At 38.1% G+C, this 26,234-nt stretch carries 35 protein-coding genes; 33 read left to right on the forward strand and 2 right to left on the reverse strand.

The annotated features are described in order from the left end of the window. Positions 1 to 242: 242 nt before the first annotated feature. From rpoB to LA20249_RS10485, 3 genes are all read left to right on the forward strand, one after another. The gene (gene rpoB / locus LA20249_RS10475) at positions 243 to 3,848 is read left to right on the forward strand and encodes a DNA-directed RNA polymerase subunit beta (RefSeq protein WP_057738724.1); all 3,606 of its coding nucleotides are present in this window, start codon (positions 243 to 245) and stop codon (positions 3,846 to 3,848) included. A 24-nt stretch (positions 3,849 to 3,872) separates the two neighbouring features. Beyond that, positions 3,873 to 7,538: a DNA-directed RNA polymerase subunit beta' gene (gene rpoC / locus LA20249_RS10480; RefSeq protein ID WP_057738726.1), complete on the forward strand. Its 3,666-nt coding sequence runs from the start codon at positions 3,873 to 3,875 to the stop codon at positions 7,536 to 7,538. A gap of 80 nt (positions 7,539 to 7,618) precedes the next feature. Continuing rightward, positions 7,619 to 8,437, forward strand: coding sequence for an alpha/beta hydrolase (locus tag LA20249_RS10485; protein WP_057738728.1), 819 nt, complete (start codon positions 7,619 to 7,621; stop codon positions 8,435 to 8,437). Here LA20249_RS10485 and LA20249_RS12100 read toward each other — a convergent pair. Beyond that, positions 8,406 to 9,089, reverse strand: a complete 684-nt coding sequence (locus tag LA20249_RS12100) for a prepilin peptidase (RefSeq protein WP_057738730.1) — start codon at positions 9,087 to 9,089, stop codon at positions 8,406 to 8,408. The genes LA20249_RS10485 and LA20249_RS12100 overlap by 32 nt on opposite strands. 231 nt (positions 9,090 to 9,320) lie before the next feature. Here LA20249_RS12100 and rpsL point away from each other — a divergent pair, with 231 nt between their 5' ends. From rpsL to fusA, 3 genes are read left to right on the forward strand one after another with little or no spacing between them, the layout of a single operon-like run. Beyond that, the gene (rpsL, locus tag LA20249_RS10495; protein ID WP_057738732.1) at positions 9,321 to 9,734 is read left to right on the forward strand and encodes a 30S ribosomal protein S12; all 414 of its coding nucleotides are present in this window, start codon (positions 9,321 to 9,323) and stop codon (positions 9,732 to 9,734) included. Positions 9,735 to 9,785: 51 nt separating this feature from the next. Further along, complete coding sequence (rpsG, locus tag LA20249_RS10500; RefSeq protein ID WP_010018510.1) at positions 9,786 to 10,253, forward strand: 30S ribosomal protein S7; 468 nt, start codon at positions 9,786 to 9,788, stop codon at positions 10,251 to 10,253. A gap of 47 nt (positions 10,254 to 10,300) precedes the next feature. Beyond that, positions 10,301 to 12,400, forward strand: coding sequence for an elongation factor G (gene fusA, locus LA20249_RS10505; protein WP_057738734.1), 2,100 nt, complete (start codon positions 10,301 to 10,303; stop codon positions 12,398 to 12,400). Positions 12,401 to 12,455: 55 nt separating this feature from the next. Here the strand turns inward: fusA and LA20249_RS10510 are convergent, their stop codons facing one another. After that, positions 12,456 to 13,658 carry a CPBP family intramembrane glutamic endopeptidase gene (locus LA20249_RS10510; RefSeq protein WP_057738736.1) on the reverse strand — a complete coding sequence of 401 codons (1,203 nt, stop codon included), beginning with the start codon at positions 13,656 to 13,658 and terminating at the stop codon, positions 12,456 to 12,458. 281 nt (positions 13,659 to 13,939) lie between these two features. Here LA20249_RS10510 and rpsJ point away from each other — a divergent pair, with 281 nt between their 5' ends. From rpsJ to rpsK, 27 genes are all read left to right on the forward strand, one after another. Further along, on the forward strand, positions 13,940 to 14,248 hold the full coding sequence (gene rpsJ, locus LA20249_RS10515) for a 30S ribosomal protein S10 (protein WP_025084408.1): 309 nt from the start codon (positions 13,940 to 13,942) through the stop codon (positions 14,246 to 14,248). 31 nt (positions 14,249 to 14,279) lie between these two features. After that, entirely contained in the window at positions 14,280 to 14,915 is a 636-nt protein-coding gene (gene rplC, locus LA20249_RS10520) for a 50S ribosomal protein L3 (RefSeq protein WP_057738738.1), read from the forward strand. 18 nt (positions 14,916 to 14,933) lie between these two features. Next, entirely contained in the window at positions 14,934 to 15,557 is a 624-nt protein-coding gene (gene rplD, locus LA20249_RS10525) for a 50S ribosomal protein L4 (RefSeq protein ID WP_057738740.1), read from the forward strand. Further along, positions 15,557 to 15,847 (forward strand): 50S ribosomal protein L23, encoded by a 291-nt coding sequence (gene rplW / locus LA20249_RS10530; RefSeq protein ID WP_057738742.1) that lies wholly within the window; start codon positions 15,557 to 15,559, stop codon positions 15,845 to 15,847. Before rplD ends, rplW begins: the two co-directional genes overlap by 1 nt. Before the next feature lie 16 nt (positions 15,848 to 15,863). After that, entirely contained in the window at positions 15,864 to 16,697 is an 834-nt protein-coding gene (gene rplB, locus LA20249_RS10535; protein WP_057738744.1) for a 50S ribosomal protein L2, read from the forward strand. A 34-nt stretch (positions 16,698 to 16,731) separates the two neighbouring features. Then, positions 16,732 to 17,019, forward strand: coding sequence for a 30S ribosomal protein S19 (rpsS, locus tag LA20249_RS10540; protein WP_057738746.1), 288 nt, complete (start codon positions 16,732 to 16,734; stop codon positions 17,017 to 17,019). A 17-nt stretch (positions 17,020 to 17,036) separates the two neighbouring features. Then, positions 17,037 to 17,390, forward strand: a complete 354-nt coding sequence (gene rplV / locus LA20249_RS10545) for a 50S ribosomal protein L22 (protein WP_041501335.1) — start codon at positions 17,037 to 17,039, stop codon at positions 17,388 to 17,390. Positions 17,391 to 17,407: 17 nt separating this feature from the next. Then, entirely contained in the window at positions 17,408 to 18,082 is a 675-nt protein-coding gene (rpsC, locus tag LA20249_RS10550) for a 30S ribosomal protein S3 (protein WP_057738747.1), read from the forward strand. Between the two features lie 3 nt (positions 18,083 to 18,085). Next, a complete protein-coding gene (gene rplP / locus LA20249_RS10555) occupies positions 18,086 to 18,517 on the forward strand; it encodes a 50S ribosomal protein L16 (RefSeq protein ID WP_057738749.1) in 432 nt (143 codons plus the stop codon). Next, positions 18,507 to 18,701 carry a 50S ribosomal protein L29 gene (gene rpmC, locus LA20249_RS10560; RefSeq protein WP_010018524.1) on the forward strand — a complete coding sequence of 65 codons (195 nt, stop codon included), beginning with the start codon at positions 18,507 to 18,509 and terminating at the stop codon, positions 18,699 to 18,701. The genes rplP and rpmC overlap by 11 nt, the downstream gene beginning before the upstream one ends. Positions 18,702 to 18,723: 22 nt before the next feature. Continuing rightward, a complete protein-coding gene (rpsQ, locus tag LA20249_RS10565; protein ID WP_025084416.1) occupies positions 18,724 to 18,996 on the forward strand; it encodes a 30S ribosomal protein S17 in 273 nt (90 codons plus the stop codon). A gap of 29 nt (positions 18,997 to 19,025) precedes the next feature. Continuing rightward, positions 19,026 to 19,394, forward strand: coding sequence for a 50S ribosomal protein L14 (gene rplN / locus LA20249_RS10570; RefSeq protein WP_057738751.1), 369 nt, complete (start codon positions 19,026 to 19,028; stop codon positions 19,392 to 19,394). Positions 19,395 to 19,426: 32 nt separating this feature from the next. Next, positions 19,427 to 19,672, forward strand: coding sequence for a 50S ribosomal protein L24 (rplX, locus tag LA20249_RS10575; RefSeq protein ID WP_057738753.1), 246 nt, complete (start codon positions 19,427 to 19,429; stop codon positions 19,670 to 19,672). A 16-nt stretch (positions 19,673 to 19,688) separates the two neighbouring features. Next, complete coding sequence (gene rplE / locus LA20249_RS10580) at positions 19,689 to 20,231, forward strand: 50S ribosomal protein L5 (RefSeq protein ID WP_057738755.1); 543 nt, start codon at positions 19,689 to 19,691, stop codon at positions 20,229 to 20,231. 17 nt (positions 20,232 to 20,248) lie between these two features. Further along, a complete protein-coding gene (locus LA20249_RS10585; RefSeq protein ID WP_010018530.1) occupies positions 20,249 to 20,434 on the forward strand; it encodes a type Z 30S ribosomal protein S14 in 186 nt (61 codons plus the stop codon). Between the two features lie 28 nt (positions 20,435 to 20,462). After that, positions 20,463 to 20,861 carry a 30S ribosomal protein S8 gene (gene rpsH / locus LA20249_RS10590; RefSeq protein WP_010018531.1) on the forward strand — a complete coding sequence of 133 codons (399 nt, stop codon included), beginning with the start codon at positions 20,463 to 20,465 and terminating at the stop codon, positions 20,859 to 20,861. 30 nt (positions 20,862 to 20,891) lie between these two features. Continuing rightward, the gene (gene rplF, locus LA20249_RS10595) at positions 20,892 to 21,422 is read left to right on the forward strand and encodes a 50S ribosomal protein L6 (protein ID WP_057738757.1); all 531 of its coding nucleotides are present in this window, start codon (positions 20,892 to 20,894) and stop codon (positions 21,420 to 21,422) included. 16 nt (positions 21,423 to 21,438) lie between these two features. Continuing rightward, complete coding sequence (gene rplR / locus LA20249_RS10600) at positions 21,439 to 21,804, forward strand: 50S ribosomal protein L18 (protein ID WP_057738759.1); 366 nt, start codon at positions 21,439 to 21,441, stop codon at positions 21,802 to 21,804. An 18-nt stretch (positions 21,805 to 21,822) separates the two neighbouring features. Next, on the forward strand, positions 21,823 to 22,323 hold the full coding sequence (rpsE, locus tag LA20249_RS10605; RefSeq protein WP_057738761.1) for a 30S ribosomal protein S5: 501 nt from the start codon (positions 21,823 to 21,825) through the stop codon (positions 22,321 to 22,323). Positions 22,324 to 22,340: 17 nt separating this feature from the next. After that, on the forward strand, positions 22,341 to 22,526 hold the full coding sequence (gene rpmD / locus LA20249_RS10610) for a 50S ribosomal protein L30 (RefSeq protein WP_025084423.1): 186 nt from the start codon (positions 22,341 to 22,343) through the stop codon (positions 22,524 to 22,526). 30 nt (positions 22,527 to 22,556) lie between these two features. Continuing rightward, the gene (gene rplO, locus LA20249_RS10615; RefSeq protein ID WP_057738763.1) at positions 22,557 to 22,997 is read left to right on the forward strand and encodes a 50S ribosomal protein L15; all 441 of its coding nucleotides are present in this window, start codon (positions 22,557 to 22,559) and stop codon (positions 22,995 to 22,997) included. After that, positions 22,997 to 24,289, forward strand: a complete 1,293-nt coding sequence (gene secY, locus LA20249_RS10620; RefSeq protein WP_057738765.1) for a preprotein translocase subunit SecY — start codon at positions 22,997 to 22,999, stop codon at positions 24,287 to 24,289. Before rplO ends, secY begins: the two co-directional genes overlap by 1 nt. A 14-nt stretch (positions 24,290 to 24,303) precedes the next feature. Then, a complete protein-coding gene (locus LA20249_RS10625; RefSeq protein WP_057738768.1) occupies positions 24,304 to 24,957 on the forward strand; it encodes an adenylate kinase in 654 nt (217 codons plus the stop codon). A gap of 95 nt (positions 24,958 to 25,052) precedes the next feature. Then, a complete protein-coding gene (gene infA / locus LA20249_RS10630; RefSeq protein WP_010018544.1) occupies positions 25,053 to 25,271 on the forward strand; it encodes a translation initiation factor IF-1 in 219 nt (72 codons plus the stop codon). Between the two features lie 32 nt (positions 25,272 to 25,303). Further along, positions 25,304 to 25,420: a 50S ribosomal protein L36 gene (gene rpmJ, locus LA20249_RS10635; protein ID WP_010018546.1), complete on the forward strand. Its 117-nt coding sequence runs from the start codon at positions 25,304 to 25,306 to the stop codon at positions 25,418 to 25,420. Positions 25,421 to 25,444: 24 nt separating this feature from the next. Further along, the gene (gene rpsM, locus LA20249_RS10640) at positions 25,445 to 25,810 is read left to right on the forward strand and encodes a 30S ribosomal protein S13 (protein ID WP_057738770.1); all 366 of its coding nucleotides are present in this window, start codon (positions 25,445 to 25,447) and stop codon (positions 25,808 to 25,810) included. A 25-nt stretch (positions 25,811 to 25,835) separates the two neighbouring features. After that, positions 25,836 to 26,222 (forward strand): 30S ribosomal protein S11, encoded by a 387-nt coding sequence (rpsK, locus tag LA20249_RS10645; protein ID WP_025084429.1) that lies wholly within the window; start codon positions 25,836 to 25,838, stop codon positions 26,220 to 26,222. The last annotated feature ends 12 nt before the right edge of the window (positions 26,223 to 26,234 follow it).

Consider the following 26,234-nt stretch of genomic DNA (forward strand, 5'->3'; position numbering starts at 1 on the left):
GACTGTTGACATAAAGAGTGTATGAGTGTATTATTTCTTTTGAGATTCATAGTTCAAATTGCAGATCGCGATCTATTGTCCGTGATTATGCTAAATATAAAAACACAAAAATAGATTTTTGATTCTATTTTTGGTTTTTTTTTGCCTAAAAATAGCTTTTAAAACCGTTTTCAAGCAAAATGTAATCAAATTGTAATATTTGAGGTCTGGATTTGAACAAAATATATGTTGAGGTGAAAAATTTGACTTATCATAACGTTAATTATGGTGCACACCGTGTTCGTCGTAGTTATGCAAAGATCAAGGAAGTACTTCCACTGCCAAATTTGATTGACATTCAAACAAATTCTTATAAATGGTTCTTAGATGAAGGACTAAAAGATATGTTTGATGACATTATGCCAATTGATGACTTTGCGGGAAACCTTTCTTTGGAATACGTCGGTTACAAGTTACTAGAACCAAAATATACCGTTGAAGAAGCAAGACAACATGATGCTAATTTCTCGGCACCATTGCATGTAACATTAAAATTGACTAATCATGAAACTGGCGAAATTAAGACACAAGATGTTTTCTTTGGCGATTTCCCAATCATGACAGAGCAAGGAACTTTCATCATCAACGGTGCTGAACGTGTAATTGTTTCTCAATTAGTACGTTCACCTGGTATTTATTACAATCAAGATACAGATAAAAATGGCCGTGAAAACTATGGTACAACTGTTATTCCTAACCGTGGTGCTTGGTTGGAATTTGAAACAGATGCTAAAGGATTAGGCTATGTAAGAATTGATAGAACTAGAAAACTACCTATTTCTGAATTAGTTAGAGCTTTAGGATTTGGTAGCGATTCTGAAATTCTTGATATTTTTGGTGAAAATGACACATTGAATTTGACTCTTGAAAAAGATGTTCATAAAGATACAAATGATTCACGTGTTGAAGAAGCTTTAAAAGATATTTATGAAAGACTCCGTCCTGGTGAACCCAAGACTGCAGATAGTTCTCGTTCATTGCTATATGCTAGATTCTTTGACCCACGTAGATATGATTTGGCTCCTGTTGGTCGTTATAAGATCAATAAGAAATTAAATCTTAAAACAAGACTTTTGAATAAGACATTAGCTGAAACATTGGCTGATCCTGATACAGGTGAAGTTATTTTAGCTAAGGACACACTTATTGACCGTGATGCAATGAACAAATTGAGTCCATATCTTGAAAAAGATGATTTCAAGATGGTTACTTTGACTCCTTCTGATGAGGGTGTTTTGACAGACCCAATTGCTGTTCAATCAATCAAGGTTTATTCAGAAGCTGATAATGAAAAAGTTGTTAATGTTATTGGTAACGGTCATATTCCGGAAGAAAACCGTACAATTACACCAGCTGACATTCTAGCTGGAATTAACTACTTCTTAAACTTGAAGGAAAACATCGGTACAACAGATGATATTGATCATTTGGGTAACCGTCGTATTCGTTCAGTTGGTGAATTATTGCAAAATCAATTCCGTATCGGTTTGTCACGTATGGAACGTGTTGTTCGTGAAAGAATGTCAATTCAAGATTCTGCAACTGTTACACCTCAACAATTGATCAATATCAGACCAGTTGTTGCTTCAATCAAGGAATTCTTTGGTTCATCACAATTGTCACAATTCATGGATCAAACTAACCCTCTTGGTGAACTAGAACACAAGCGTCGTCTTTCAGCCCTTGGACCTGGTGGTTTGACTCGTGATCGTGCTGGATATGAAGTTCGTGATGTTCACTATACTCACTATGGTCGTATGTGTCCTATTGAAACTCCTGAAGGCCCTAATATCGGACTTATCAATAACTTGGCTTCATACGCTATTATTAACAAGTATGGTTTCATCGAAACACCATATCGTCGTGTTTCATGGGGAACTCATAAGGTAACTGATAAGATTGATTACTTGACTGCTGATGAAGAAGATAACTATGTTGTTGCTCAAGCCAATACACCATTGAATGATGATGGTTCATTTGCTGACAACACAATTTTGGCTCGTCACAAGGATGACAATATTGAAACGACTCCTGAAAAAGTCGATTACATGGATGTTTCTCCTAAGCAAGTAGTTTCTGTAGCTACTGCATGTATTCCTTTCTTGGAAAATGATGATTCTAACCGTGCCTTGATGGGTGCCAACATGCAACGTCAAGCTGTTCCTTTGATCAATCCACATGCACCATTTGTTGGTACTGGTATGGAATATATTGCTGCGCATGATTCTGGTGCTGCTTTGTTATCCCAAAATGATGGTGTTGTTGAATATGTTGATGCTAAAAAGATTACGATCAAGCGTGATGAAGATGGCACAACTGACGACTATAAGGTAACCAAATTCCGTCGTTCAAATAATGGTAAGAGTTACAACCAAAGACCTATCGTTCATAAGGATGAAAAGGTTAAGAAGGGTGACATTATCGCCGATGGTCCTGCAATGGAAAACGGTGAATTAGCCCTTGGACAAAATCCACTTATCGCCTTCATGACATGGAATATGTATAACTATGAAGATGCGATCGTTCTTTCAGAAAAATTAGTGCGTGAAGATGCTTATACTTCAATTCATATTGAAGAGTACGAATCAGAAGCACGTGATACAAAACTTGGACCTGAAGAAATCACTCGTGAAATTCCTAATGTTGGTGAAGATTCATTGAAGGATCTTGATGAATTCGGAATTATCCGTATTGGTGCTGAAGTTCGTGATGGTGATATCTTAGTTGGTAAAGTTACACCTAAGGGTGTTACAGAATTATCAGCTGAAGAGAGATTACTTCATGCAATCTTTGGTGAAAAGGCTCGTGAAGTTCGTGATACTTCACTTCGTGTACCACATGGTGGTGGCGGAATTATCCAAGATGTCAAAGTCTTCACTCGTGAAGCTGGTGACGAACTTGATCCCGGTGTTAACATGTTAGTTCGTGTTTACATTGCTCAAAAGCGTAAGATTCAAGTTGGTGACAAGATGTCTGGTCGTCATGGTAACAAAGGTACTGTTTCAATCGTTGTACCAGAGGAAGATATGCCATATATGCCAGATGGTACCCCAGTAGATATTCTTTTGAATCCAATGGGTGTTCCTTCTCGTATGAATATTGGACAAGTTCTTGATCTTCATTTAGGTATGGCTGCTAGAAAACTTGGTATCCACGTTACAACACCTGTTTTCGATGGTGTAAGTAATGATGAACTTTGGGATATTGTTAAAGAAGCCGACATGGATTCCGATGGTAAGTCGATCCTTTATGATGGACGTACTGGTGAACCATTTAAGAACCGTGTTTCTGTTGGTGTCATGTACTACTTGAAACTAGCTCACATGGTTGATGATAAGCTTCATGCTCGTTCAATCGGACCATACTCACTAGTTACTCAACAACCACTTGGTGGTAAAGCACAATTTGGTGGTCAGAGATTTGGTGAAATGGAAGTTTGGGCCCTTGAAGCTTACGGTGCTGCATATACACTTCAAGAAATCTTGACATATAAGTCTGATGATATTGTAGGTCGTGTGAAGACTTATGAAGCTATTGTTAAGGGTGAAAGTATTCCTAAACCTGGTGTTCCTGAATCATTCCGTGTTCTTGTCAAAGAATTACAAGCTTTGGGATTGGACATGAAAGTTCTAGATGCACATAAGAAAGAAATTGAACTTAGAGACATGGATGACGATGAAGACACAGTTAGTGTTGACGCTTTGTCTAAGTTTGCTAAGGAACAAGAACAAAAACGTGCTGAAGAAGAAGCTAAGAAGCTGGAAGCATCAAAGGATTCAACTGAAACTAGTACAAAATCAGAAAACTAGTTAAAACTTTAGGGAGGTTACCTTTTGATAGACGTTAATAAATTCGATAGTATGCAAATTGGTTTAGCATCTTCTGATAAGATTCGTAGTTGGTCTTATGGTGAAGTTAAAAAACCAGAAACTATTAACTACCGTACTTTAAAACCAGAAAAAGATGGTCTATTCGATGAAAGAATCTTTGGACCAACTAAAGACTGGGAATGTGCCTGTGGTAAATACAAACGTATCCGTTATAAGGGTATTGTTTGTGACCGCTGTGGTGTTGAAGTTACTCGTTCAAAAGTTCGTCGTGAACGTATGGCTCATATTGAATTAGCAGCCCCTGTATCACATATCTGGTACTTTAAGGGTATCCCATCACGTATGGGACTTGTTTTGGACATGAGCCCAAGAAACTTGGAAGAAGTAATCTACTTTGCATCATACGTAGTTATCGACCCAGGTGATACAGATCTAGAAAAGAAACAACTATTAACTGAAACAGAATATCGTAAGAAGCGTGAAGAATTTGGTAAGAAATTCGTCGCTGAAATGGGTGCCGAAGGTATCCGTGATCTTCTTAGACAAGTAGATATGGATGCTGAAGTTAAAGATTTACGTGAAAAATTAAAGACTGTTCAAGGTCAAAAACGTACACGTGCTATCAGACGTTTGGATATCCTCAGTGCTTTCCAAAAGTCAGGTAACAAGCCGGAGTGGATGATAATGGAAGCAATTCCCGTTATCCCACCTGATCTTCGTCCAATGGTTCAACTAGAAGGTGGCCGTTTCGCTACTTCCGATTTGAACGATTTGTACCGTCGTGTTATCAACCGTAACAACCGTTTGAAGAGATTGCTAGACTTAAATGCTCCTAACATCATTGTTCAAAACGAAAAGAGAATGTTACAAGAAGCTGTTGATGCCTTGATTGATAATGGTCGTCGTGGTCGTCCTGTTACAGGACCTGGTAACCGTCCATTGAAGTCACTTTCACATATGCTTAAAGGTAAGCAAGGACGTTTCCGTCAGAACTTACTAGGTAAGCGTGTTGACTATTCAGGACGTTCAGTTATTGATGTTGGACCTACATTGAAGTTCTATCAATGTGGATTACCTCGTGAAATGGCTTTGGAATTGTTCAAACCATTCGTAATGCATGAACTTGTTAAAAGAGAGATTGCTTCTAACGTTAAAAATGCTAGAAGAAAGATCGACAGACAAGATGATGACATCTGGGATGTACTAGAAGACGTTATCAAAGAACGTCCAGTATTATTAAACCGTGCCCCTACACTTCATAGACTTGGTATTCAAGCCTTTGAACCTGTATTGGTTGATGGTAAGTCAATTCGTTTGCATCCACTTGCTTGTGAAGCTTACAATGCCGATTTTGATGGTGATCAGATGGCTATCCATGTGCCACTATCAGACGAAGCTCAAGCTGAAGCACGTATGTTGATGCTTGCTGCTCACCATATCCTTGCTCCTAAAGATGGTAAGCCTATCGTTACACCTTCACAGGATGTTGTTTTAGGTAACTACTATCTAACAATTGAAACAAGACATATGACTGGTGAAGGTAAGATCTTCAAGGATTCAAATGAAGTTCAAACAGCACTTTTGAATGGTGATATTCATTATCATACAAGAATTGGTATCGCTGTTGACTCAATGCCTAACAAGCCATTCAAGGATGAACAAAGAGATAAAGTTATGATTACTAGTGTTGGTAAGGTAATCTTTAACGAAATTCTCCCAGAAGATTTCCCATACTTGAATGAACCAACTGATGATAACTTGAAGAATGGAGTTCCTGACAAGTACTTCTTAGGTAAGGGTGAAGACATTAATAAACGTCTTGATGATATGGACCTAGTAGATCCACTTAAGAGTGGTTACCTATCAGATATCATTGCTCAAATCTTTAAGATTTACCGTGTTCAAAGAACATCATCACTTCTTGATGATATGAAGGAATTAGGTTACACAATTTGTACATTATCTGGTTTAACAGTTGGTGTTACAGATGTTCCTAACTTAACTCAAAAACCTGAAATTATTGAAAAAGCCCATAAACAAGTTGCTTCAATTTCTAAGCAATTCCGTCGTGGACTTATCACAGATACTGAACGTCATGACCGTGTTATCAGTGTTTGGAACGATACAAAGGATGAGATTCAACAATTGTTGATTGATTCATTTGATCCTACCAACCCTATTTCAATGATGTCTGACTCTGGTGCCCGTGGTAACATTTCAAACTTTACTCAACTAGCTGGTATGCGTGGACTAATGGCTGCCCCTAATGGTGGTATGATGGAAATTCCTGTTCTTTCTAACTTCCGTGAAGGCCTATCTGTTATGGAAATGTTCATGTCAACCCATGGTGCTCGTAAAGGTATGACTGATACAGCTTTGAAGACTGCTAACTCAGGTTACTTAACACGTCGTCTAGTTGATGTTGCTCAAGATGTTATCGTTCGTGAAGAAGATTGTGGTACTGACCGTGGACTTGTTGTAAGTTCAATTATGGAAGGTACAGATATGATCGAACCATTGTATGACAGACTTGTTGGTCGTTATACACAAAAGACAGTTAAAGATCCTAAGACAGGTGATGTCTTGGTACCTCGTGGTGTCTTGATGGATGAAACAATTGCTCAAAAAGTTGTTGATGCTGGTGTTACTCATGTGACAATTCGTTCTGCATTTACATGTGATACAAAGCATGGTGTATGTAAGAAATGTTACGGTAGAAACCTTGCTACTGGTGAAGAAGTTGAAATTGGTGAAGCAGTTGGTACAGTTGCTGCTCAATCAATCGGTGAACCAGGTACACAATTAACTATGAGAAACTTCCATACCGGTGGTGTTGCTGGTGGTGACGATATTACTCAAGGACTTCCTCGTGTTCAAGAAATTGTTGAAGCTAGAAATCCTAAAGGTCTTGCCGTTATTTCAGAAGTTGATGGTACAATTACTGCCATCGATGAGAATCCAGCTGAACATACTAAGGAAATCACTGTTGAAGGTGATATCGATACTAGAACTTATAGTGTTCCTTATACATCAAGTGTTGCGGTTGCCGAAGGTGACCATGTCAAACGTGGTGGTAAGTTAACTACAGGTTCAATCGATCCTAAGGAATTGATCAAAGTTACAAACGTTCTACATACAGAAAACTACTTGCTTGCTGAAGTTCAAAAAGTTTACCGTATGCAGGGTGTTGATATCTCTGATAAGCATTTCGAGGTTATGATCAGACAAATGCTTAGAAAGATCCGTATTCTTGATCCTGGTGATACAGATGTATTGCCTGGTCAATTGATGGATATTTCTCAATTTACTGACCATAACCGTGAGACATTGTTCAATGGTGGAATTCCTGCTACTGGACGTCCTGTTCTTCTTGGTATTACTAAGGCTTCTCTTGAAACAAATAGTTTCTTGTCAGCCGCTTCCTTCCAGGAAACAACGAGAGTTCTTACTGATGCTTCAATTCGTGGTAAGAACGATCCACTTCTTGGACTTAAGGAAAATGTTATTATTGGTAAACTTATTCCTGCCGGTACTGGTATGGCTAAGTACAACCATATGGAACCTAAGAAGACTGGCCCTATGGCAGATAATTCTTTGAATGGTGCATACACAATTTCTGACATCGAAGCTCAAATGAAAGCTGAAGATGCAGCTAAATCAGAAAAATAATAATTTATAAGAAAGACGACCGTATTGGTCGTCTTTTTTTGTATAATGATGTTATTGACAATAATCTGGAGGTTAATATATTGCAAACGCAAGAATTATCTTATCAAGATACCAAGTTTACTTTAGATACGTATTGGTTAGATCCAATATCAGACTTTGAGAAACCAGTGGATCAACCACTAGCAATCATTTGTCCGGGGGGAGCATTTAAATTTCAATCCGACCGTGAAGCCCAACCAATTGCTATGAAATTCAATGCTTCAGGAATGCATGCTCTAGTTTTGCATTATCAATTGATTGAAAAGGATAAGGCTGTTTATCCTTTAGCTTTACAAGAAATGGCAACAACCTTGAATTGGTTGAAATCACAGAGTGAAACACATCATATTGATTTGAATAAAGTCGTTTTAGTAGGATTTTCAGCCGGTGGACATGTCGTAGCTAACTTCAATTCGATCATGTTGAATCCCGACGAAAGAAAAAAGATTTTTCCAGAAGAGCTCACAGTAGAACCAGCTGGTAATATTTTGAGCTATTCAGTTATTGATATGACGATCGGTTGGCCTAAGGACGAAGATTGGTCGATGAAGATCAGCCCAGATATTTATTACTGGCAAGCTCAAGAACATTTGACTAAGCATGGCAAACCAACCTTTATTTGGCAGACGGTTACTGATGATACGGTTCCAGTCATGAATTCAATTATTTATGCTCAAAAGATGGACCTTTTAGGGATTCCTTATGAAATGCACTTATTTGGTTCAGGCGGTCATGGATTATCCTTAGCAACTTATGTGACAAAGCACCCTGATGGTGGAGACTATAATGTTTATGACGCCAAATGGTGGGAATTATGTGTAAATTGGCTTAAATTGCAAAAGATTTTGCCAGAATTTTAAATGAAAAGATCAAGTAGATGATGCCCGTAGAAACAGTCAAATAGGGGATGAATCGAAATGATCTTTTTTTATTTACTAAGAATTTAAGAATGCAGAGAAAACAAGCTACAGTAACAATTGTTAATACAGTTGTTAAATTGAAAATTAACATTAGGATAGCAATTACTTCAATGTCGGCCAAGCCTAGTGGGTAAATTTTATTAAGAATCAAAAGAAGACCATATGTCAGTAATGCACTGACTAAATGTACTTTGGAGAAGTGCCAAATTATGGTTGGCAAACTTAGCCAATAAAAAATCGGATAAATGTAACCATAAAAAGAGTCAGCAAAGCCCAAAACAATCAACATTAATATTAGTGGTAAGTAACTGAGATTGTTGAAGTGGTAGGTTAGATAGATTAAGAACCCACCGCAAAATTCTTGTAATGGATTGTAAAAATTGATTTGCTTTTTACAACTGGAGCATTTACCATGAACTATGAAATAACCTACTATAGGGATAATTTCATACCATCGTAGAATTCTATGACAGTAATCACACATTGAACGTCTTGAATAGTTGATATTTGGGTAGTCTTGTGCAATTACTTTTAGAAAGGAGATAATGCAAGCTCCTAGGATGAAAACAATAATTTGTAAAAAAAGTTCCATTAAAATCACCTCGTTTAAAATTACGGGTAAATTGTGGATAACTTTTTGGAGATGTTACGTTGACATGGCTTTTTATAGATGGTATTCTAGTAGACGTGCTTTTATTGGCAGCAATATTAGTTTGTTTATTTAAATATAAGCTCATAACGTACGCCACTCATGTGGTTTATTATTTTACAAAAATATGAACCACCTGGATGTGTGTACTTAAATTTTTAGGAGGAACTTTGAATGCCTACAATTAATCAATTAGTTCGCAAAGGCCGTAAGTCAACAGTATCTAAATCAGATGCTCCTGCATTAAACTATGGCTACAATAGTATGAAGAAAGTTGCTACAAAGAACCCGGCTCCACAAAAACGTGGTGTTGCAACTCGTGTCGGAACAATGACACCTAAGAAACCTAACTCAGCTTTACGTAAGTATGCCCGTGTTAGATTATCAAACCTTATTGAAGTAACAGCATATATCCCAGGAATTGGTCATAACTTACAAGAGCATAGTGTTGTCCTTGTCCGTGGTGGACGTGTAAAGGATCTACCTGGTGTTCGTTATCACGTTGTTCGTGGTGCCTTAGATACAGCCGGTGTTGATGGACGTATGCAAAGTCGTTCAAAATATGGTGCTAAGAAGCCTAAGAAATAACATCAAATAAATCTATTTTAAAGAAATAATGTAATAACGGAGGAATTATTTATGCGTAAAGGTAGAGCTCCAAAACGTGATGTTTTGCCAGATCCAATGTACAATTCAAAGCTAGTAACTCGTTTGATTAACCACTTAATGTATGATGGTAAAAGAGGTACTGCTTCAACAATTTTATATCGTGCATTCGATATTATTAAGGATAAGACAGGTAACGAACCATTGGACGTGTTTGAAGAAGCAATGAACAATGTTATGCCTGTACTTGAAGTTAAGGCTCGCCGTATCGGTGGTTCTAACTATCAAATTCCTATCGAAGTTCGTCCTGATCGTCGTACTACTTTAGGTCTACGTTGGATCACAAGTTACGCTCGTCTACGTGGTGAACATACTATGGACGAACGTCTTGCAAACGAAATTATGGACGCAGCAAACAATACTGGTGCTGCTGTTAAGAAACGTGAAGATACACATAAGATGGCCGATGCTAACCGTGCATTCGCTCACTATCGCTGGTAGGATCTAGTTACTTAAACTAGTTAATTTGAGAGGAGAAACAATTTTTCATGGCTAATAAACGTGAATTCCCACTAGAAGATACCCGAAATATTGGTATCATGGCTCACATTGATGCCGGTAAAACTACAACTACTGAACGTATCTTGTACTATACTGGTAAAATCCATAAAATTGGTGAAACACATGATGGTGCTTCACAAATGGACTGGATGGCTCAAGAACAAGAACGTGGTATTACTATCACATCAGCTGCTACAACTGCTGAATGGAAGAACAACCGTATCAATATTATTGATACTCCCGGACACGTTGACTTCACAATCGAAGTTGAACGTTCACTCCGTGTTCTAGATGGTGCTATTACTGTTCTTGATGCTCAATCAGGTGTTGAACCACAAACAGAAAATGTTTGGCGTCAAGCTTCAACATATGGTGTTCCTCGTATTGTCTTTGTTAACAAGATGGATAAAATCGGTGCTAACTTTGACTACTCTGTAGAAACATTGCATGAAAGACTAGATGCTAACGCACATGCTATTCAAATGCCTATTGGTGCCGAAGACAAATTCGAAGGTGTTATCGACTTGATCGAAATGAAAGCCGATCTCTACGACGAAGATGAATTAGGTACAAAATGGGATACAGTTGATGTTCCTGATGAATATCGTGAAGAAGCTGAAAAGAGACGTGCTGAATTAGTTGAATCCGTTGCTGATGTTGATGATGACATTATGGACAAGTACCTTGAAGGTGAAGAAATCAGTAATGATGAACTTCGCTCTGCTATCCGTAAAGCAACAATCAACTTGAAGTACTTCCCAGTTCTTGCTGGTTCAGCCTTCAAGAACAAGGGTGTTCAAATGTTGATGGATGCAGTTGTTGATTACCTACCATCACCACTTGATGTACGTCCTTATAAAGCTACTGATCCTAAGGACAACTCAGAAGTTGAACTTATGGCTGATGACAGCAAGCCATTTGCTGGTTTAGCATTTAAGATCGATACTGACCCATTCGTTGGACGTCTAACATACATTCGTGTATATAGAGGCTCTCTAGAATCAGGTTCTTATGTCTTGAACTCAACAAAAGACAAACGTGAACGTGTTGGTCGTTTGCTACAAATGCATTCTAACCACCGTAAAGAGATCCCTGAAGTATTCTCAGGTGATATCGCTGCTGTTATCGGCTTGAAGAACACTACAACAGGTGATTCATTGACTGATACATCAGATCCATTAATTCTTGAATCATTGGATATTCCAGATCCAGTTATCCAAGTTTCTATCGAACCTAATTCAAAGGAAGATAGAGATAAGATGGATATCGCTATCCAAAAACTATCTGAAGAAGATCCTACATTCCAAGCTGAAACAAATCCTGAAACTGGTGAAACTCTTATCGCCGGAATGGGTGAATTGCACTTGGATATCATGGTTGACCGTATGAAACGTGAATTTAACGTTGCATGTAAGGTTGGTGAACCTCAAGTTGCTTATCGTGAAACATTTACACAACAAACAAGTGCTCAAGGTAAGTTCGTTCGTCAATCTGGTGGTAAAGGTCAATATGGTGATGTTTGGGTTGAATTTACACCTAATGAAGAAGGTAAAGGCTTCGAATTCGAAGACGCTATCGTCGGTGGTGTTGTTCCTCGTGAATACATCCCTTCAGTAGAACAAGGTTTGAAGGAAGCTATGGAAAACGGTGTTCTTGCCGGTTATCCATTGATCGATGTTAAGGCTAAGTTGTATGATGGTTCATATCACGAAGTCGATTCATCAGAAGCTGCCTTTAAGATTGCTGCTTCAATGGCTCTACGTAATGCATCTAAATCAGCTGGTGCTGTAATTCTTGAACCTATTATGAAGGTTGAAATTGTTACACCAGAAGATTACTTAGGTGATGTTATGGGACAAGTTACTGCTCGTCGTGGACGTGTTGAAGGAATGGAAGCACGTGGTAATGCACAACTTATCAATGCCTTCGTTCCACTTGCAGAAATGTTTGGTTACGCTACAACACTTCGTTCAGCAACACAAGGTCGTGGTACATTTACAATGACAATGGATCACTACGAAAAGGTTCCTAAGTCTATTCAAGCAGAAATTATTAAGAAGAATGGCGGAAACCCTGACGCTGAATAATTTTTAAAGATAAATAAAAACACAATAACAATTGTTATTGTGTTTTTTTATGTCCTTAAAATTCAAAAGACGAACGACTATTTTGACGCCGATAAACTGCAATTAGTAACGTTAAAGCAATAGCAACGAAAATTAACGCTTCGATAATAGTAAAGACATTATCAAGACTAGTAACTTTTCCAGTCATCAACTCGCCCGAGGTTGTAAAAGCTAAGGTATCTAACAATGTATGAAAGAATACAGGTAAATAGAAGAGATTAGTATACAAGTAGATTCCTGACATCAACAGTCCCATACCAAATGCAAAAATAACTTGATTGATGGTATTAGGTAAATCCTGACCAGCAGAAATATTACTCAAATGCAATAATCCAAAGCAAAGACTGCTAATTAAACTAGCCCAAAATATTTTGAAACGAAAGTTTTGAAAGACCGCCAAAAGAATTGTTAAAAAGGCGTATCTAAAGAGAAGTTCTTCAGCAATACCAGCTTCTAAGCCGCTTAGTAAGTATTCAATTTTAAAATTCACACCCTTGAAATTAAATGTATAAAAAGAACTGAATAAACTTTTTCCACCACTATAAGCATTCCACAATGAGAACCAAATACATAATAATAGAAGAAACACTAAAACCAAACGATTAGTATTGCGTGACAAGCGTATACCAGGGTAAGCGTAGCCCCATTTTCTCATCATTACTAAAATCATAATCAAAAAGACGATTGCTCCTAGGAATCTAGAATTTGATAAGGCGGCTATTAGTGGATTGAAGTCTAGGATCGTACCATAAGTAACGATACTTAAAGCTCCCATAGCGATGAATTCAAAAGAGAAGACTGTTGTCAATAATTGAATTAGTTTGTTTTTGAATTGGCCAAAGAATACTAATGTATAGGGAACGTACATAACTAAGATTGAAACTAAAAACAAAGCTAGTGAAGTCGGAAGATTCCAATCGTAATATTTAGTACTAAAAGCAATCAAGTAGAAGTATGATTCAGCAATTATAAAGATTTGAAAAATTAGTTGAAAGATAAAATTAAAACGTTGGGTTAAATTATTCGGATGCAATTTAACCTTTAAGGCAAAGAGATTTAAAATAATTGGAGCAAATAGATAAAGGTTCTGAGTCAATGCACTATAAGTGAACATAATGATTGCATTTAAGATTACTTGTCCACGAAATAGATTCAGAGTAAGTTTATCTTTATTATTTGGGGAAAACCTGTTATTATAACTGAATTCGTAATTGTTCAATTTACACCTCCACTTTCTTTAGAGTATAGATTAAATTAACATTTTTAGAAAGCAAGTTTTATTTAAAAATACTCAATTTAAGCTTGAAAAGCAAAGTATCATCGTGTAGTATTATAAGAGTGCTTATTTCGTGTAGAAGTATGTACCAAATTGATATACAAAGTATATCGACGGCTTAGAAGTGAGAGGTTGCGACACACCCGGCCGCTTTGCCACGGCAGGGCTGGCGGATATTTTCACGGAGCCGGTCATCTTGAAAGAGACAAAAAGGAGGTAACCCCATGGCAAGTCAAAAAATTCGCATTCGTTTAAAGGCTTATGAACATCGTATTCTAGATCAATCAGCTGACAAGATTGTGGAAACTGCAAAAAGAACTGGTGCAACAATTTCAGGCCCAATTCCTTTGCCAACAGAGCGTTCACTATATACAGTGTTAGCTTCACCACATAAGCATAAGGATTCTAGAGAACAATTCGAAATGCGTACACATAAAAGACTTATCGACGTTGTTAACCCAACAAAGAAGACGGTTGATTCACTTATGAAGTTGGATCTACCATCTGGTGTTGACATTGAAATTAAATTATAATTATTAAAAATAAATTATTGGAGGTGCAAACATGGCCAGAAAAGGAATTCTTGGTAAAAAAGTCGGAATGACTCAAATTTTCACTGACAACGGTGAACTCGTACCCGTTACAGTTGTTGAAGCAACACCTAATGTTGTTATGCAACTTAAGACTGCTGAAAATGATGGTTATGAGGCCGTTCAACTAGGTTTAGGAGATATGCGTGAAGTATTATCAAACAAACCTGCCAAGGGTCATGCGCAAAAGGCAAATACAACTCCTAAACGTTACATTCGCGAATTCCGCGATGTTGAAATGGGAGACTACGAATTAGGTGCTGAAGTTAAAGTAGATACATTTAATTCTGGTGATATTGTCGACGTTACAGGAACAACAAAGGGACATGGAATGCAAGGTAACATCAAGAGATTCGGCCAAGCTAGAGGACCTGAAACTCACGGTTCAAGATATCACCGTATTCCTGGTTCAATGGGTGCCATCATTAACCGTGTATTTAAGGGTAAGATGCTACCAGGTCGCATGGGTAACAATCGTGTTACTACACAAAACCTAGAAATCGTTAAAGTTGATACTGAACATAACGCAATTATGATCAAGGGTAATGTACCCGGTGCAAACAAATCATTAGTTAAAATCCAAACAGCTGTTAAAGCTAATCAAAAATAGGAAGGAGGAAAATGAGTTATGACAAAAATCACAGCTTACAAAGATAACGGTGCTGAAAACGGTGCTGTTGACGTAAAAGATGAAGTTTTTGGTGTTGAACCAAATAACAACGTTGTTACTGATGCAGTTATTATGCAACGTGCATCAATGAGACAAGGTACTCATGATGTTAAGAACCGTTCTGAGGTTCGTGGTGGTGGTAGAAAACCATGGCGCCAAAAAGGTACTGGACGTGCACGTCAAGGTTCAATTAGATCACCTCAATGGGTAGGTGGTGGTGTCGTATTCGGCCCAACACCAAGATCTTATGCATATCACCTTCCTAAGAAGGTTAGCCGTTTGGCATTGAAGTCAGTTCTTTCACAAAAGGCTGCTGACAGTAACCTAATCGTTATTGACTCAATTTCATACGACAAACCAAGTACAAAGAATTTTGCACAATTACTAAACAAAGTAGGTGCAGACAATAAGGTGCTTGTAGTTGTAGAAGACGGTAATGACAACGTTGCTTTATCAGCAAGAAACATTGATAAAGTACAAGTTGTTGCCCCTGAAGGCGTAAACGTTCTTGACGTTATTAACGCAAACAAGTTAGTTGTTACACAAGCAGCACTTTCTAAAATTGAGGAGGTGCTTGGATAATGAGTGCAAGAGACGTAATTATTTGCCCTGTTATCACTGAAAGCTCAATGGATGCTATGAGCGACAAGAAATATACTTTCGATGTTGCTTTAGACGCTAACAAGGTTCTTGTTAGACAAGCCGTTGAAGAAGTTTTCGGTGTCAAGGTTAAACAAGTAAATATCATGAATGTTTCAGGTAAGAAGAAGCGCCAAGGACAATATGTTGGTTTCACAGCAAAACGTCGCAAGGCTATTGTTACTCTTACAGCTGATTCTGATGAAATTAAGATTTTCGAAGATGAGAAATAAATAAGGAGGTCAAATAATGGCGATTATCAAGTATAAACCAACCACAAACGGTCGTCGTAATATGACAGGTTCTGACTTTTCAGAAATTACTAAAACAACTCCTGAAAAGACACTTTTAGAATCACAAAGCCATACAGCTGGTCGTAACTCATACGGTCATATTACAGTGCGTCACCGTGGTGGTGGACACAAACAAAAATACCGTGTTATTGATTTCAAACGTATCAAAGACGGTGTTAAAGCAACAGTTAAATCTATTGAATACGATCCAAATCGTACAGCTAATATTGCACTTATTCATTATTCAGATGGTGTAAAGTCATATATTATTGCTCCTAAGGGTCTTGAAGTAGGGCAAATCGTTGAATCTGGTAAAGATGCAGATATCAAACCAGGTAATGCACTTGCACTTGCAGATATTCCTGTTGGTACAGTTCTACATAACGTTGAACTTAAACCTGGTAAGGGTGGCCAATTAGGTCGTTCCGCTGGTACTTCAGTTCAATTACTTGGTAGAGATGGTAAGTACTCATTACTACGTTTACCTTCTGGTGAAGTACGTATGATTCTTTCAACTTGCCGTGCTACTGTTGGTTCAATTGGTAATGAACAACATGAATTAATTAAGATTGGTAAGGCTGGACGTAAGCGCTGGTTAGGTATGAGACCTACAGTTCGTGGTTCAGTTATGAACCCTAACGATCACCCACATGGTGGTGGTGAAGGTAAAGCTCCTATCGGTCATCCATCACCAATGTCACCATGGGGTAAGAAGACCTTGGGTAAGAAGACTCGTTCATCACGTGCCAAATCTGAAAGACTTATCATTCGTCATAGAAAAGGTAAGTAAACTATTCATTAGAATAATATAAGGAGGACATAAGATGAGTCGTAGTTTAAAAAAAGGACCATTCGCTGATGCACACCTTCTCAAGAAGATTGATGCACAAAAAGATTCTGACAAGAAGTCAGTTATCAAGACATGGTCAAGACGTTCAACAATTTTTCCTAGTTTCGTAGGATACACAATCGCAGTTCATGATGGACGTAAGCACGTCCCAGTTTATATTCAAGAAGATATGGTTGGACATAAATTAGGTGAGTTTGTACCTACACGTACATTCCATGGTCATGGAACAGATGACAAAAAGACAGCACCAGCAGTTAAATAAGAAGGGAGACTTAAATGATGGCAGAACAAGAAATTACATCTGCAACAGCTAAAGTTACTAACGTGCGTATTGCACCTCGTAAAGCTCGCCTTGTTATTGATCTAATCAGAGGCAAGCAAGCTGCTGAGGCACTTGCAATTTTGCAATTCACACCAAGAGCAGGCTCTCCAATTATTGCTAAAGCTCTTAAGTCAGCAATTGCAAACGCAGAACATAACTTTGATTTAGATGCACAAAACTTATTCGTCAGTGAAGCTTTCGTCGACGAAGGACCAACTCTAAAACGTTTCCGTCCTAGAGCTAAGGGTTCAGCATCACCAATTAACAAGAGAACTAGTCACATTACAGTCGTTGTAAGTGAAAAAGAATAGTATTGGAGGTAACTTGAGTGGGTCAAAAGATTAATCCAGTCGGATTCCGTGTCGGTGTTATCCGTGACTGGGATGCCAAATGGTATGCAAACAATAAAGACTTTTCAACATTTTTACATGAAGACCTAAGAATTCGTAAGTATATTGAAGAAAAACTTTCAAATGCTTCCGTTTCAAGAATCGAAATTGAACGTACTGCAAAGAACGTTACTGTTTCAATTCATACTGCTAAACCTGGTATGGTTATCGGTAAAGGTGGTTCAGAAGTTGAAAAATTACGTAATGAACTAAATAACTTAACTAAGAGAAATATTCACATCAACATTATCGAAATCAAGAAACCTGATTTGGATGCAAAACTTGTTGGTGAAAGTATCGCTCGTCAACTTGAAGCTCGTATTGCTTTCAGACGTGCACAACGTCAAGCAGTTCAACGTTCAAGACGTGCCGGTGCTAAAGGTATCAAGGTACAAATTTCTGGTCGTTTAAACGGTGCCGATATGGCTCGTCGTGAATGGCATACAGAAGGAACAGTTCCTTTGCACACATTGCGTGCTGATATCGATTATGCTTGGGTTGAAGCTAAGACAACTTATGGTAATTTAGGTGTTAAAACTTGGATTTATCGTGGTGAAATTCTTCCAGCTAAACCACAACATAATGACAAAAAATCTGAAGGGAAAGGAGAATAATCTATGCTAGTACCAAAACGTGTAAAACACCGTCGTGAGTTCCGTGGAAAGATGCGCGGAGAAGCTAAAGGTGGTAAAACAGTTACATTTGGTGAATATGGTTTGAAAGCATTACAATCAAGCTGGATCACTAACAGACAAATCGAAGCAGCCCGTGTTGCTATGACTCGTTATATGAAGCGTGGTGGTAAGGTTTGGATTAAAATCTTCCCTCATAAATCATATACAGCTAAGGGTGTCGGAGTTCGTATGGGTTCTGGTAAAGGTGCACCTGCAGGTTGGGTTGCCCCAGTTAAACGTGAAAAGATTCTCTTCGAAATTGGTGGAGTTCCTGAAGAAGTTGCCCGTGAAGCTCTTAGACTTGCATCAAACAAACTACCCGTTAGGACTAAGTTTGTAAAACGTGAGGAAGTAGGTGGCGCTGATGAAGGCTAGTGAAATCAAAGAGCTTACTGCTGCTCAATTACAAGATAAAGTTAAAGAATACAAAGAAGAACTATTCAACTTGCGTTTCCAACAAGCTACTGGTCAATTGGAAAATACAGCCCGTCTTAAGGCCGTAAGAAAGAACATCGCAAGATTAAGAACAGCTCAAAACCAAAAGAATAACGAAAAATAATAAACAGGAAGGGGATATCAAGTTGAGCGAAACACAAACTCGTAACCATCGTAAAGTATATCAAGGACGCGTCGTTTCAGATAAAATGGATAAGACAATCGTTGTTGTTGTTGAAACTTACAAAACACACCCAGTCTATGGCAAGCGTGTTAGATATTCTAAGAAATATTACGTTCAAGACGATAACAACGAAGCTAAAGTTAACGATATTGTACGTATCATGGAAACTCGTCCTTTGTCAAAGACAAAGCGCTTCCGTTTATTAGAAATCGTCGAAAAAGCAGTCAAGATCTAGACTATAACTGATGAGAGGAGGGCCAAAACATGATTCAACAAGAAAGTCGTCTAAAAGTTGCAGATAACTCTGGAGCTCGTGAAATTCTAACAATTAAAGTTCTTGGTGGTTCAAACCGTAGAACAGCTAATATCGGTGATATCATCGTTGCTACTGTCAAACAAGCAACACCAGGTGGCGTTGTTAAAAAGGGTGATGTTGTCAAAGCAGTTATCGTAAGAACTGTATCAGGCGCTCACCGTGCAGATGGTTCTTACATCAGATTTGATGAGAATGCTGCAGTTATTATTAATGCTGATAAAACACCTAGAGGTACTCGTATTTTCGGACCTGTTGCTCGTGAACTACGTGATAACGATTTTATGAAGATCGTATCTCTAGCACCAGAAGTGCTATAAAAAGATCAATTTAATTCAGGAGGTGCTGAATAGTGTTTGTAAAAACTGGAGACAATGTCAAAGTTATCGCTGGCGATGCTAAGGGCAAGACTGGCGTAGTTAAAAAAGCTATGCCTAGTGTAAACAAAGTTATCGTTGAAGGCGTAAATGTTGTTAAGAAACACTCTAAGCCAAGCAATGCTCAACCCCAAGGTGGAATTGTTGACGTTGAAAGACCTATTAGTGCAACTAACGTTAAGGTTGTAAGTAAAACAACTGATAAAAAAGAAGACAAATAAGAAAGGAGAAAACTAAATGGCTAACGCTTTAAAAGAAAAGTATGATAGTGACATCACACCATCAATGATGAAGAAGTTTAACTATTCATCAATCATGGAAGCACCTAAATTAGACAAGATTGTTCTAAACATGGGTGTTGGTGATGCTATTGCTAACTCAAAGAACCTTGATGAAGCTGTTGAAGAACTTGGTCAAATTGCTGGTCAAAAGCCACTTATCACAAAGGCTAAGAAATCAATCGCTGGTTTCAGACTTCGTGAAGGTATGTCAATTGGTGCTAAGGTTACACTTCGTGGAGACCGTATGTACGACTTCCTTGACAAATTGATCAACATCGCTTTACCACGTGTTCGTGATTTCCGTGGTGTAAGTACTCGTTCATTTGATGGCCGTGGTAACTACACACTAGGTATTAAAGAACAATTGGTTTTCCCAGAAATTGACTACGATAAGGTTAATAAAATTCGTGGATTGGACATCGTTATTGTTACAACAGCAAATACTGATGAAGAATCACGTGAACTATTAACACAAATCGGTATGCCATTCGCAAAATAAATTAGGAGGTAAATTCATTGGCTAAGAAATCTCAAATAGTACGTAATCATAGACCTGCTAAGTTTTCATCACAAGCTTACACACGTTGCGAACGTTGTGGTCGTCCACATTCTGTATATCGCAAATTCAAGCTTTGCCGACTTTGCCTTCGTCAATTGGCTCATGAAGGTCAAATCCCTGGTATGAAAAAAGCTAGCTGGTAAGATTTTAATAATAAAGGAGGTAAATTAAATGGTCATGACAGATCCTATTGCGGATTACCTAACACGTATTCGTAACGCTAATATGGTTAAACATGAATCTCTAGAAATTCCTGCTTCAAACATCAAGAAGAGCATGACAGAGATTCTTAAGAATGAAGGATTTATCAAGGATTACGAAGTTGTTGAAGACAACAAGCAAAACGTACTTCGTATTTTCTTAAAATATGGTAAAGATCAACAACGCGTAATTTCAGGCTTGAAACGTATTTCAAGACCAGGTCTACGTAGTTATGTTGATTCAGATAACGTACCAAAGGTTCTTAATGGATTAGGTATCGCTATTCTTTCAACTTCAAAAGGTGTTATTACTGACAAAGAAGCCCGCGCTCAACACGTTGGTGGAGAAGTAATCGCTTATATTTGGTAAAATTCTTAGAAAGTAAGGAGGTGCTCGAATTTGAGTCGTATCGGTTTAAAAGTAATTGAAATTCCAGAAGGCGTTACAGTTACTAAAAAAGATGAAAATATTACTGTTAAGGGCCCTAAGGGTGAATTAACAAGACAATTTAATTCAAAGATCAAGTTAAGTCTTGAAGGCAATGAAGCTAAGTTCTCTCGTGAAAACGAAAATGACAAAGCTCTTCATGGTACAATGCGTTCAAATCTTAACAATATGATTATTGGTGTTACAAAGGGCTACGAAAAGAAGCTTGAACTAAGAGGTGTTGGTTACCGTGCACAAGTTAAAGGTAATACATTAACTCTTACAGTTGGTTTCTCACATCCTGTAGTTATGGAAGCACCAGAAGGTATCAAGATTGAATCACCTTCAAATACAGAAATTAATATCCTTGGAATCAGCAAGCAACGAGTTGGTCAATTTGCAGCTGTTATCCGCGATGTACGTCCTCCAGAACCTTATAAAGGTAAAGGTATTCGTTATGTTGACGAATATGTACGTCGTAAAGAAGGTAAAACTGGTAAATAGTAAATAAATCTATGAGGTGAAAATTGTGATTACAAAACCAGACAAAAACAAAGCACGTCAAAAGCGTCAAAAACGTATCCGTGCAAAAATCTCTGGTACTGCTGAGCGCCCACGCTTAAACGTATTCCGTTCGAATAAAAACATTTACGCTCAAATTATTGATGACGTAAAGGGTGTAACGCTAGCAAGTGCCTCAACTCTTGATAAAGAAATTAAAGACGGTTCAAAAGTTGAACAAGCTCAAGCTGTTGGTGCCTTAGTTGCCCAAAGAGCTCAAGAAGCAAAAATTAGCGAGGTTATCTTTGATCGTGGCGGATACCTATATCATGGTCGTGTTCAAAGTCTTGCTGAAGCAGCTCGTGAAAATGGATTAAAATTCTAGAAGGAGGAAACCAAATTTATGACATATATCGATCCAACTCAATTAGAATTAGAAGATCGCGTTGTCTCAATCAACCGTGTTACTAAGGTTGTTAAAGGTGGACGCCGTCTACGTTTTGCTGCTATCGTAATCGTCGGTGACAAGAATGGTCACGTAGGTTTCGGTACTGGTAAAGCTCAAGAAGTTCCAGAAGCTATTCGTAAAGCTGTTGAAGATGGTAAGAAGAACCTTATCAATGTTCCTATGGTTGGCTCAACAATTCCTCATGAAGTTATCGGTACATTCGGTGCTGGTAGAATCTTGTTGAAGCCCGCTGAAGAAGGTTCTGGTATTGCTGCTGGTGGTGCTGTTCGTGCCGTTATCGAATTAGCCGGTGTTGGTGATGTTACAAGTAAATCACTTGGTAGAAACACACCAATCAACGTAATTCGTGCAACAATCGACGGATTGAAACAACTTAAAACTGCTGACGACGTTGCTGATATGCGCGGAATCTCAGCCCAAGAATTGCTTAACTAGAAGAAAGGTGCGTAATGATGGCTAAACTTAAAATTACTCTAATTAGAAGTGCAGCTCACCGCCTTCCTGCTCAACGTAAGATTGTTAAGGAACTAGGACTCGCAAGAGTTTCAAGTTCTGTTGTTAAGCCGGATGATCCTGCTATTCGTGGTGCTGTATTGAAAATCGCTCATTTAGTAAGCGTTGAAGAAGTTAAAGATTAATAAAATATTTAAAGATTAGGAGGTGCAATAATGGAACTAAACGAACTTAAGCCAAGTGCAGGCTCAAGACATGCTAGAAAGCGTCTAGGTCGTGGTACTTCAAGTGGTACAGGTAAAACTGCTGGTCGTGGTCAAAAAGGTCAATTGGCTAGATCAGGTGGTAAGACACGTATCGGTTTTGAAGGTGGTCAAATGCCTTTATTCCGTCGTATGCCAAAACGTGGTTTCAATAACATCAACCGCAAGGAATATGCTATTGTTAATCTAAGTGATTTAAGTAAGTTTAATGATGGTGCTGAAGTTAATGTTGAAACATTAAAAGCAGCAGGTATTATTAAAAAAGAATTTGATGGTGTAAAGTTGCTTGCTAACGGTGAGGTTAGTGCTAAGTTAACTGTTAAAGTTGCTAAGAGTTCAGCCGCAGCTACTAAAGCAATTGAAGCCGCTGGTGGCACTGTAGAGGTGATCTAATGCTTGGAACTATCAGAGATGCTCTAAAGGTAAAAGAAATTCGTAAGAAGATTCTATTTACCTTGTTGTTACTTGTTATATATCGTTTGGGATCACAAATTACAGTGCCCGGTGTTAACGCCGCCGCAATGGATAAGGTTGGTTCTACAGGGTTAGTTCCCCTATTGGATACTGTAACTGGTGGTGGTCTTTCAAACTACTCTATTTTCTCAATGGGTGTTTCACCATTCATCACGGCTCAAATTGTTGTTCAACTTTTACAAATGGATATCGTTCCAAAATTTGTTGAGTGGAGCAAGCAAGGTGAAGTAGGTCGTAGAAAGTTAAATCAAGTAACGAGATATTTGACGATTGTTTTAGGTTTTGTTCAGTCAATCGGTATTACTGCCGGTTTTAATCAATTAAGTGGTTTAGGATTGGTTAAATCTCCTAATATGAGAGCTTTCATTACCATTGGTATTATCTTAACTGGTGGTACGATGCTTCTTACTTGGATCGGTGAGCAAATCACTGATAAAGGTTTGGGTAATGGTGTTTCAGTAATTATCTTCGCTGGTATTGTTGCTAGATTCCCTAACGGGTTGTATCAAATTTACCGTGATTATATTACTAATGCTAGCTCAGCAGATCTTGCTAAGAATATTGGATTCCTTGTTGGTCTTGTGATCGTTATCTTATTGGTTGTTCAATTTGTTACATACGTTCAACAAGCAAGTAGAAGAATTCCAATTCAATACACAAGACGTGCTGCAGGTAGTGGTAGCGAAAGCTTTCTACCATTGAAGGTTAACGTTGCTGGTGTTATTCCTGTTATCTTCGCCAGTTCCTTTATTGTTACGCCTCAAACAATTTTGATGGCGTTCCAAAGTCACAGTGGAGATCAATGGTATCAAGTGTTAACAGAAATATTCAGTATGCAGACTACAACAGGTTCTCTTCTCTATACATTGTTGATTGTATTATTTACATTCTTCTATGCATTTGTTCAAGTAAATCCTGAGAAGCTTGCAGAAAACCTACAAAAACAAGGGGCTTATATCCCTGGTATTTGGCCTGGTAATGAAACAATCAAGTTCATGTCAGGTGTATTGATGAAATTATCAACCGTTGGATCTGTATTCCTAGGTTTAGTTTCATTGCTTCCATTATTAGCAGCTAACTTATTCGATTTACCTCAATCCATCGGATTAGGTGGTACGAGTTTATTGATTATTGTTGGTGTTGCTTTGGAAATGGATCGTCAATTACGTGGTCTTTTGATGAAGCGTGAATACGTTGGATTTATTAGATAATTGGAGATGTGACAATGAATATTGTATTGATGGGATTACCTGGTGCCGGTAAAGGTACTCAAGCTGAAAAGATTGTTGAAGATTTTAAAGTTGTTCATATTTCAACTGGTGACATGTTCAGAGCTGCAATGGCCAATAAGACAGAGATTGGTTTGAAAGCTAAAGGGTTCATTGATAAAGGTGAACTTGTTCCTGATGATGTTACCGAAGGAATCGTTCAAGAACGTTTGTCTGAAGATGACGTTCAAAAAGACGGATATATGTTAGATGGATTTCCGAGAACTCTTGAACAGGCTAACGCTTTACAGACAATTGCAAAGAATGTAAACAAACCTATAGATGCTGTCATCTATATTGATGTTAAGCCTGAAGCATTAGTTGATCGTTTATCTGGAAGATATATCTGTTCCAAGTGCGGAGCAACTTATCATAAGATTTACAATCCTACTAAGGTTGAAGGAACATGCGACGTCTGTGGCGGACATGACTTCTATCAACGTGAGGACGATAAACCGGAGACTGTAAAGAATAGATTAAAAGTTAATATTGAAATGAATACACCATTAATTGATTTTTATGATAAGTTAAACTTGTTGTATAAGATCAATGGTGAACAAGAAATAGATGAAGTTTATAACGAAGTTAAGAAAGTTTTACAAAGTTTGTAAGACTTTTTGCTTTGAATGTTTACATGTACGGAAAATTATTGTATAATTCGCCAGTATATGCAGAATAATTTCATCCCGTATGGAGGTTAATATCTTTGGCAAAAGAAGATGTCATTGAAGTAGAAGGCACAATTTCAGAAACATTGCCCAATGCAATGTTCAAGGTAAAGCTTGAAAACGGGGCTACTGTGTTAGCTCATGTGTCAGGTAAAATCCGTATGCACTATATTAGAATTTTACCCGGTGACAAGGTTACCGTGGAATTATCCCCTTATGATTTAACCAAGGGAAGAATTACATATAGATATAGATAATAAGTTTTTTAATGGAATGGAGGTTCCACAACATGAAAGTAAGACCATCCGTTAAACCTATGTGCGAACACTGTAAGGTAATTAAGAGACGCGGTCGCGTTATGGTTATTTGCTCTGCAGATCCAAAGCACAAACAAAGACAAGGATAATTTAAATAGGAGGTGTATTGATTAATGGCTCGTATAGCAGGTGTAGATTTACCTCGTGATAAGAGAATTGTTATTGCCCTAACATACATTTTTGGTGTTGGCGAAACAACTGCTCAAAAAGTGTTGAAGAACGCTGATGTATCAGAGGATATTCGTACAAGAGACTTGACTCCTGATCAAGAAGAAAAAATTCGTGCAGAAGTTGACAAAGTTCGTGTCGAAGGTGACTTACGTCGTGAAGTAAGCATGAACATCAAGAGACTACAAGAAATTGGCTCATATCGTGGTATGAGACACCGTCGTGGTTTGCCAGTTCGTGGTCAAAACACAAAGAATAATGCAAGAACTCGTAAGGGCAAGAAGACTGCCATTACAGGTAAGAAGAAGTAATTAAAATAAAGATAGGAGGTTAATCATGGCACAAACTAAAGGTCGTAAACGCCGTACTAAGAAGCATATTGAATCTGGTGTTGCACATATCCACTCCACATTCAACAATACACTTGTTATGATCACTGATGTTAACGGTAATGCCGTTTCATGGTCATCAGCTGGTGCATTAGGATTTAAGGGTAGTCGTAAATCAACACCATTTGCTGCACAAATGGCTGGGGAAGCTGCTGCTAAAGAATCAATGGAACATGGTATGAAAACAGTCGAAGTAGCTGTTAAGGGTCCAGGCTCTGGTCGTGAAGCCGCAATCCGTTCATTACAAGCTACTGGTTTGGAAATTACTGCTATTCGTGATGTTACACCAGTTCCTCATAATGGTTCTCGTCCTCCAAAGCGTCGTCGTGTATAGAATGGTTGTATA

This window comes from Companilactobacillus alimentarius DSM 20249 (assembly GCF_002849895.1).
GTDB lineage: Bacteria > Bacillota > Bacilli > Lactobacillales > Lactobacillaceae > Companilactobacillus > Companilactobacillus alimentarius.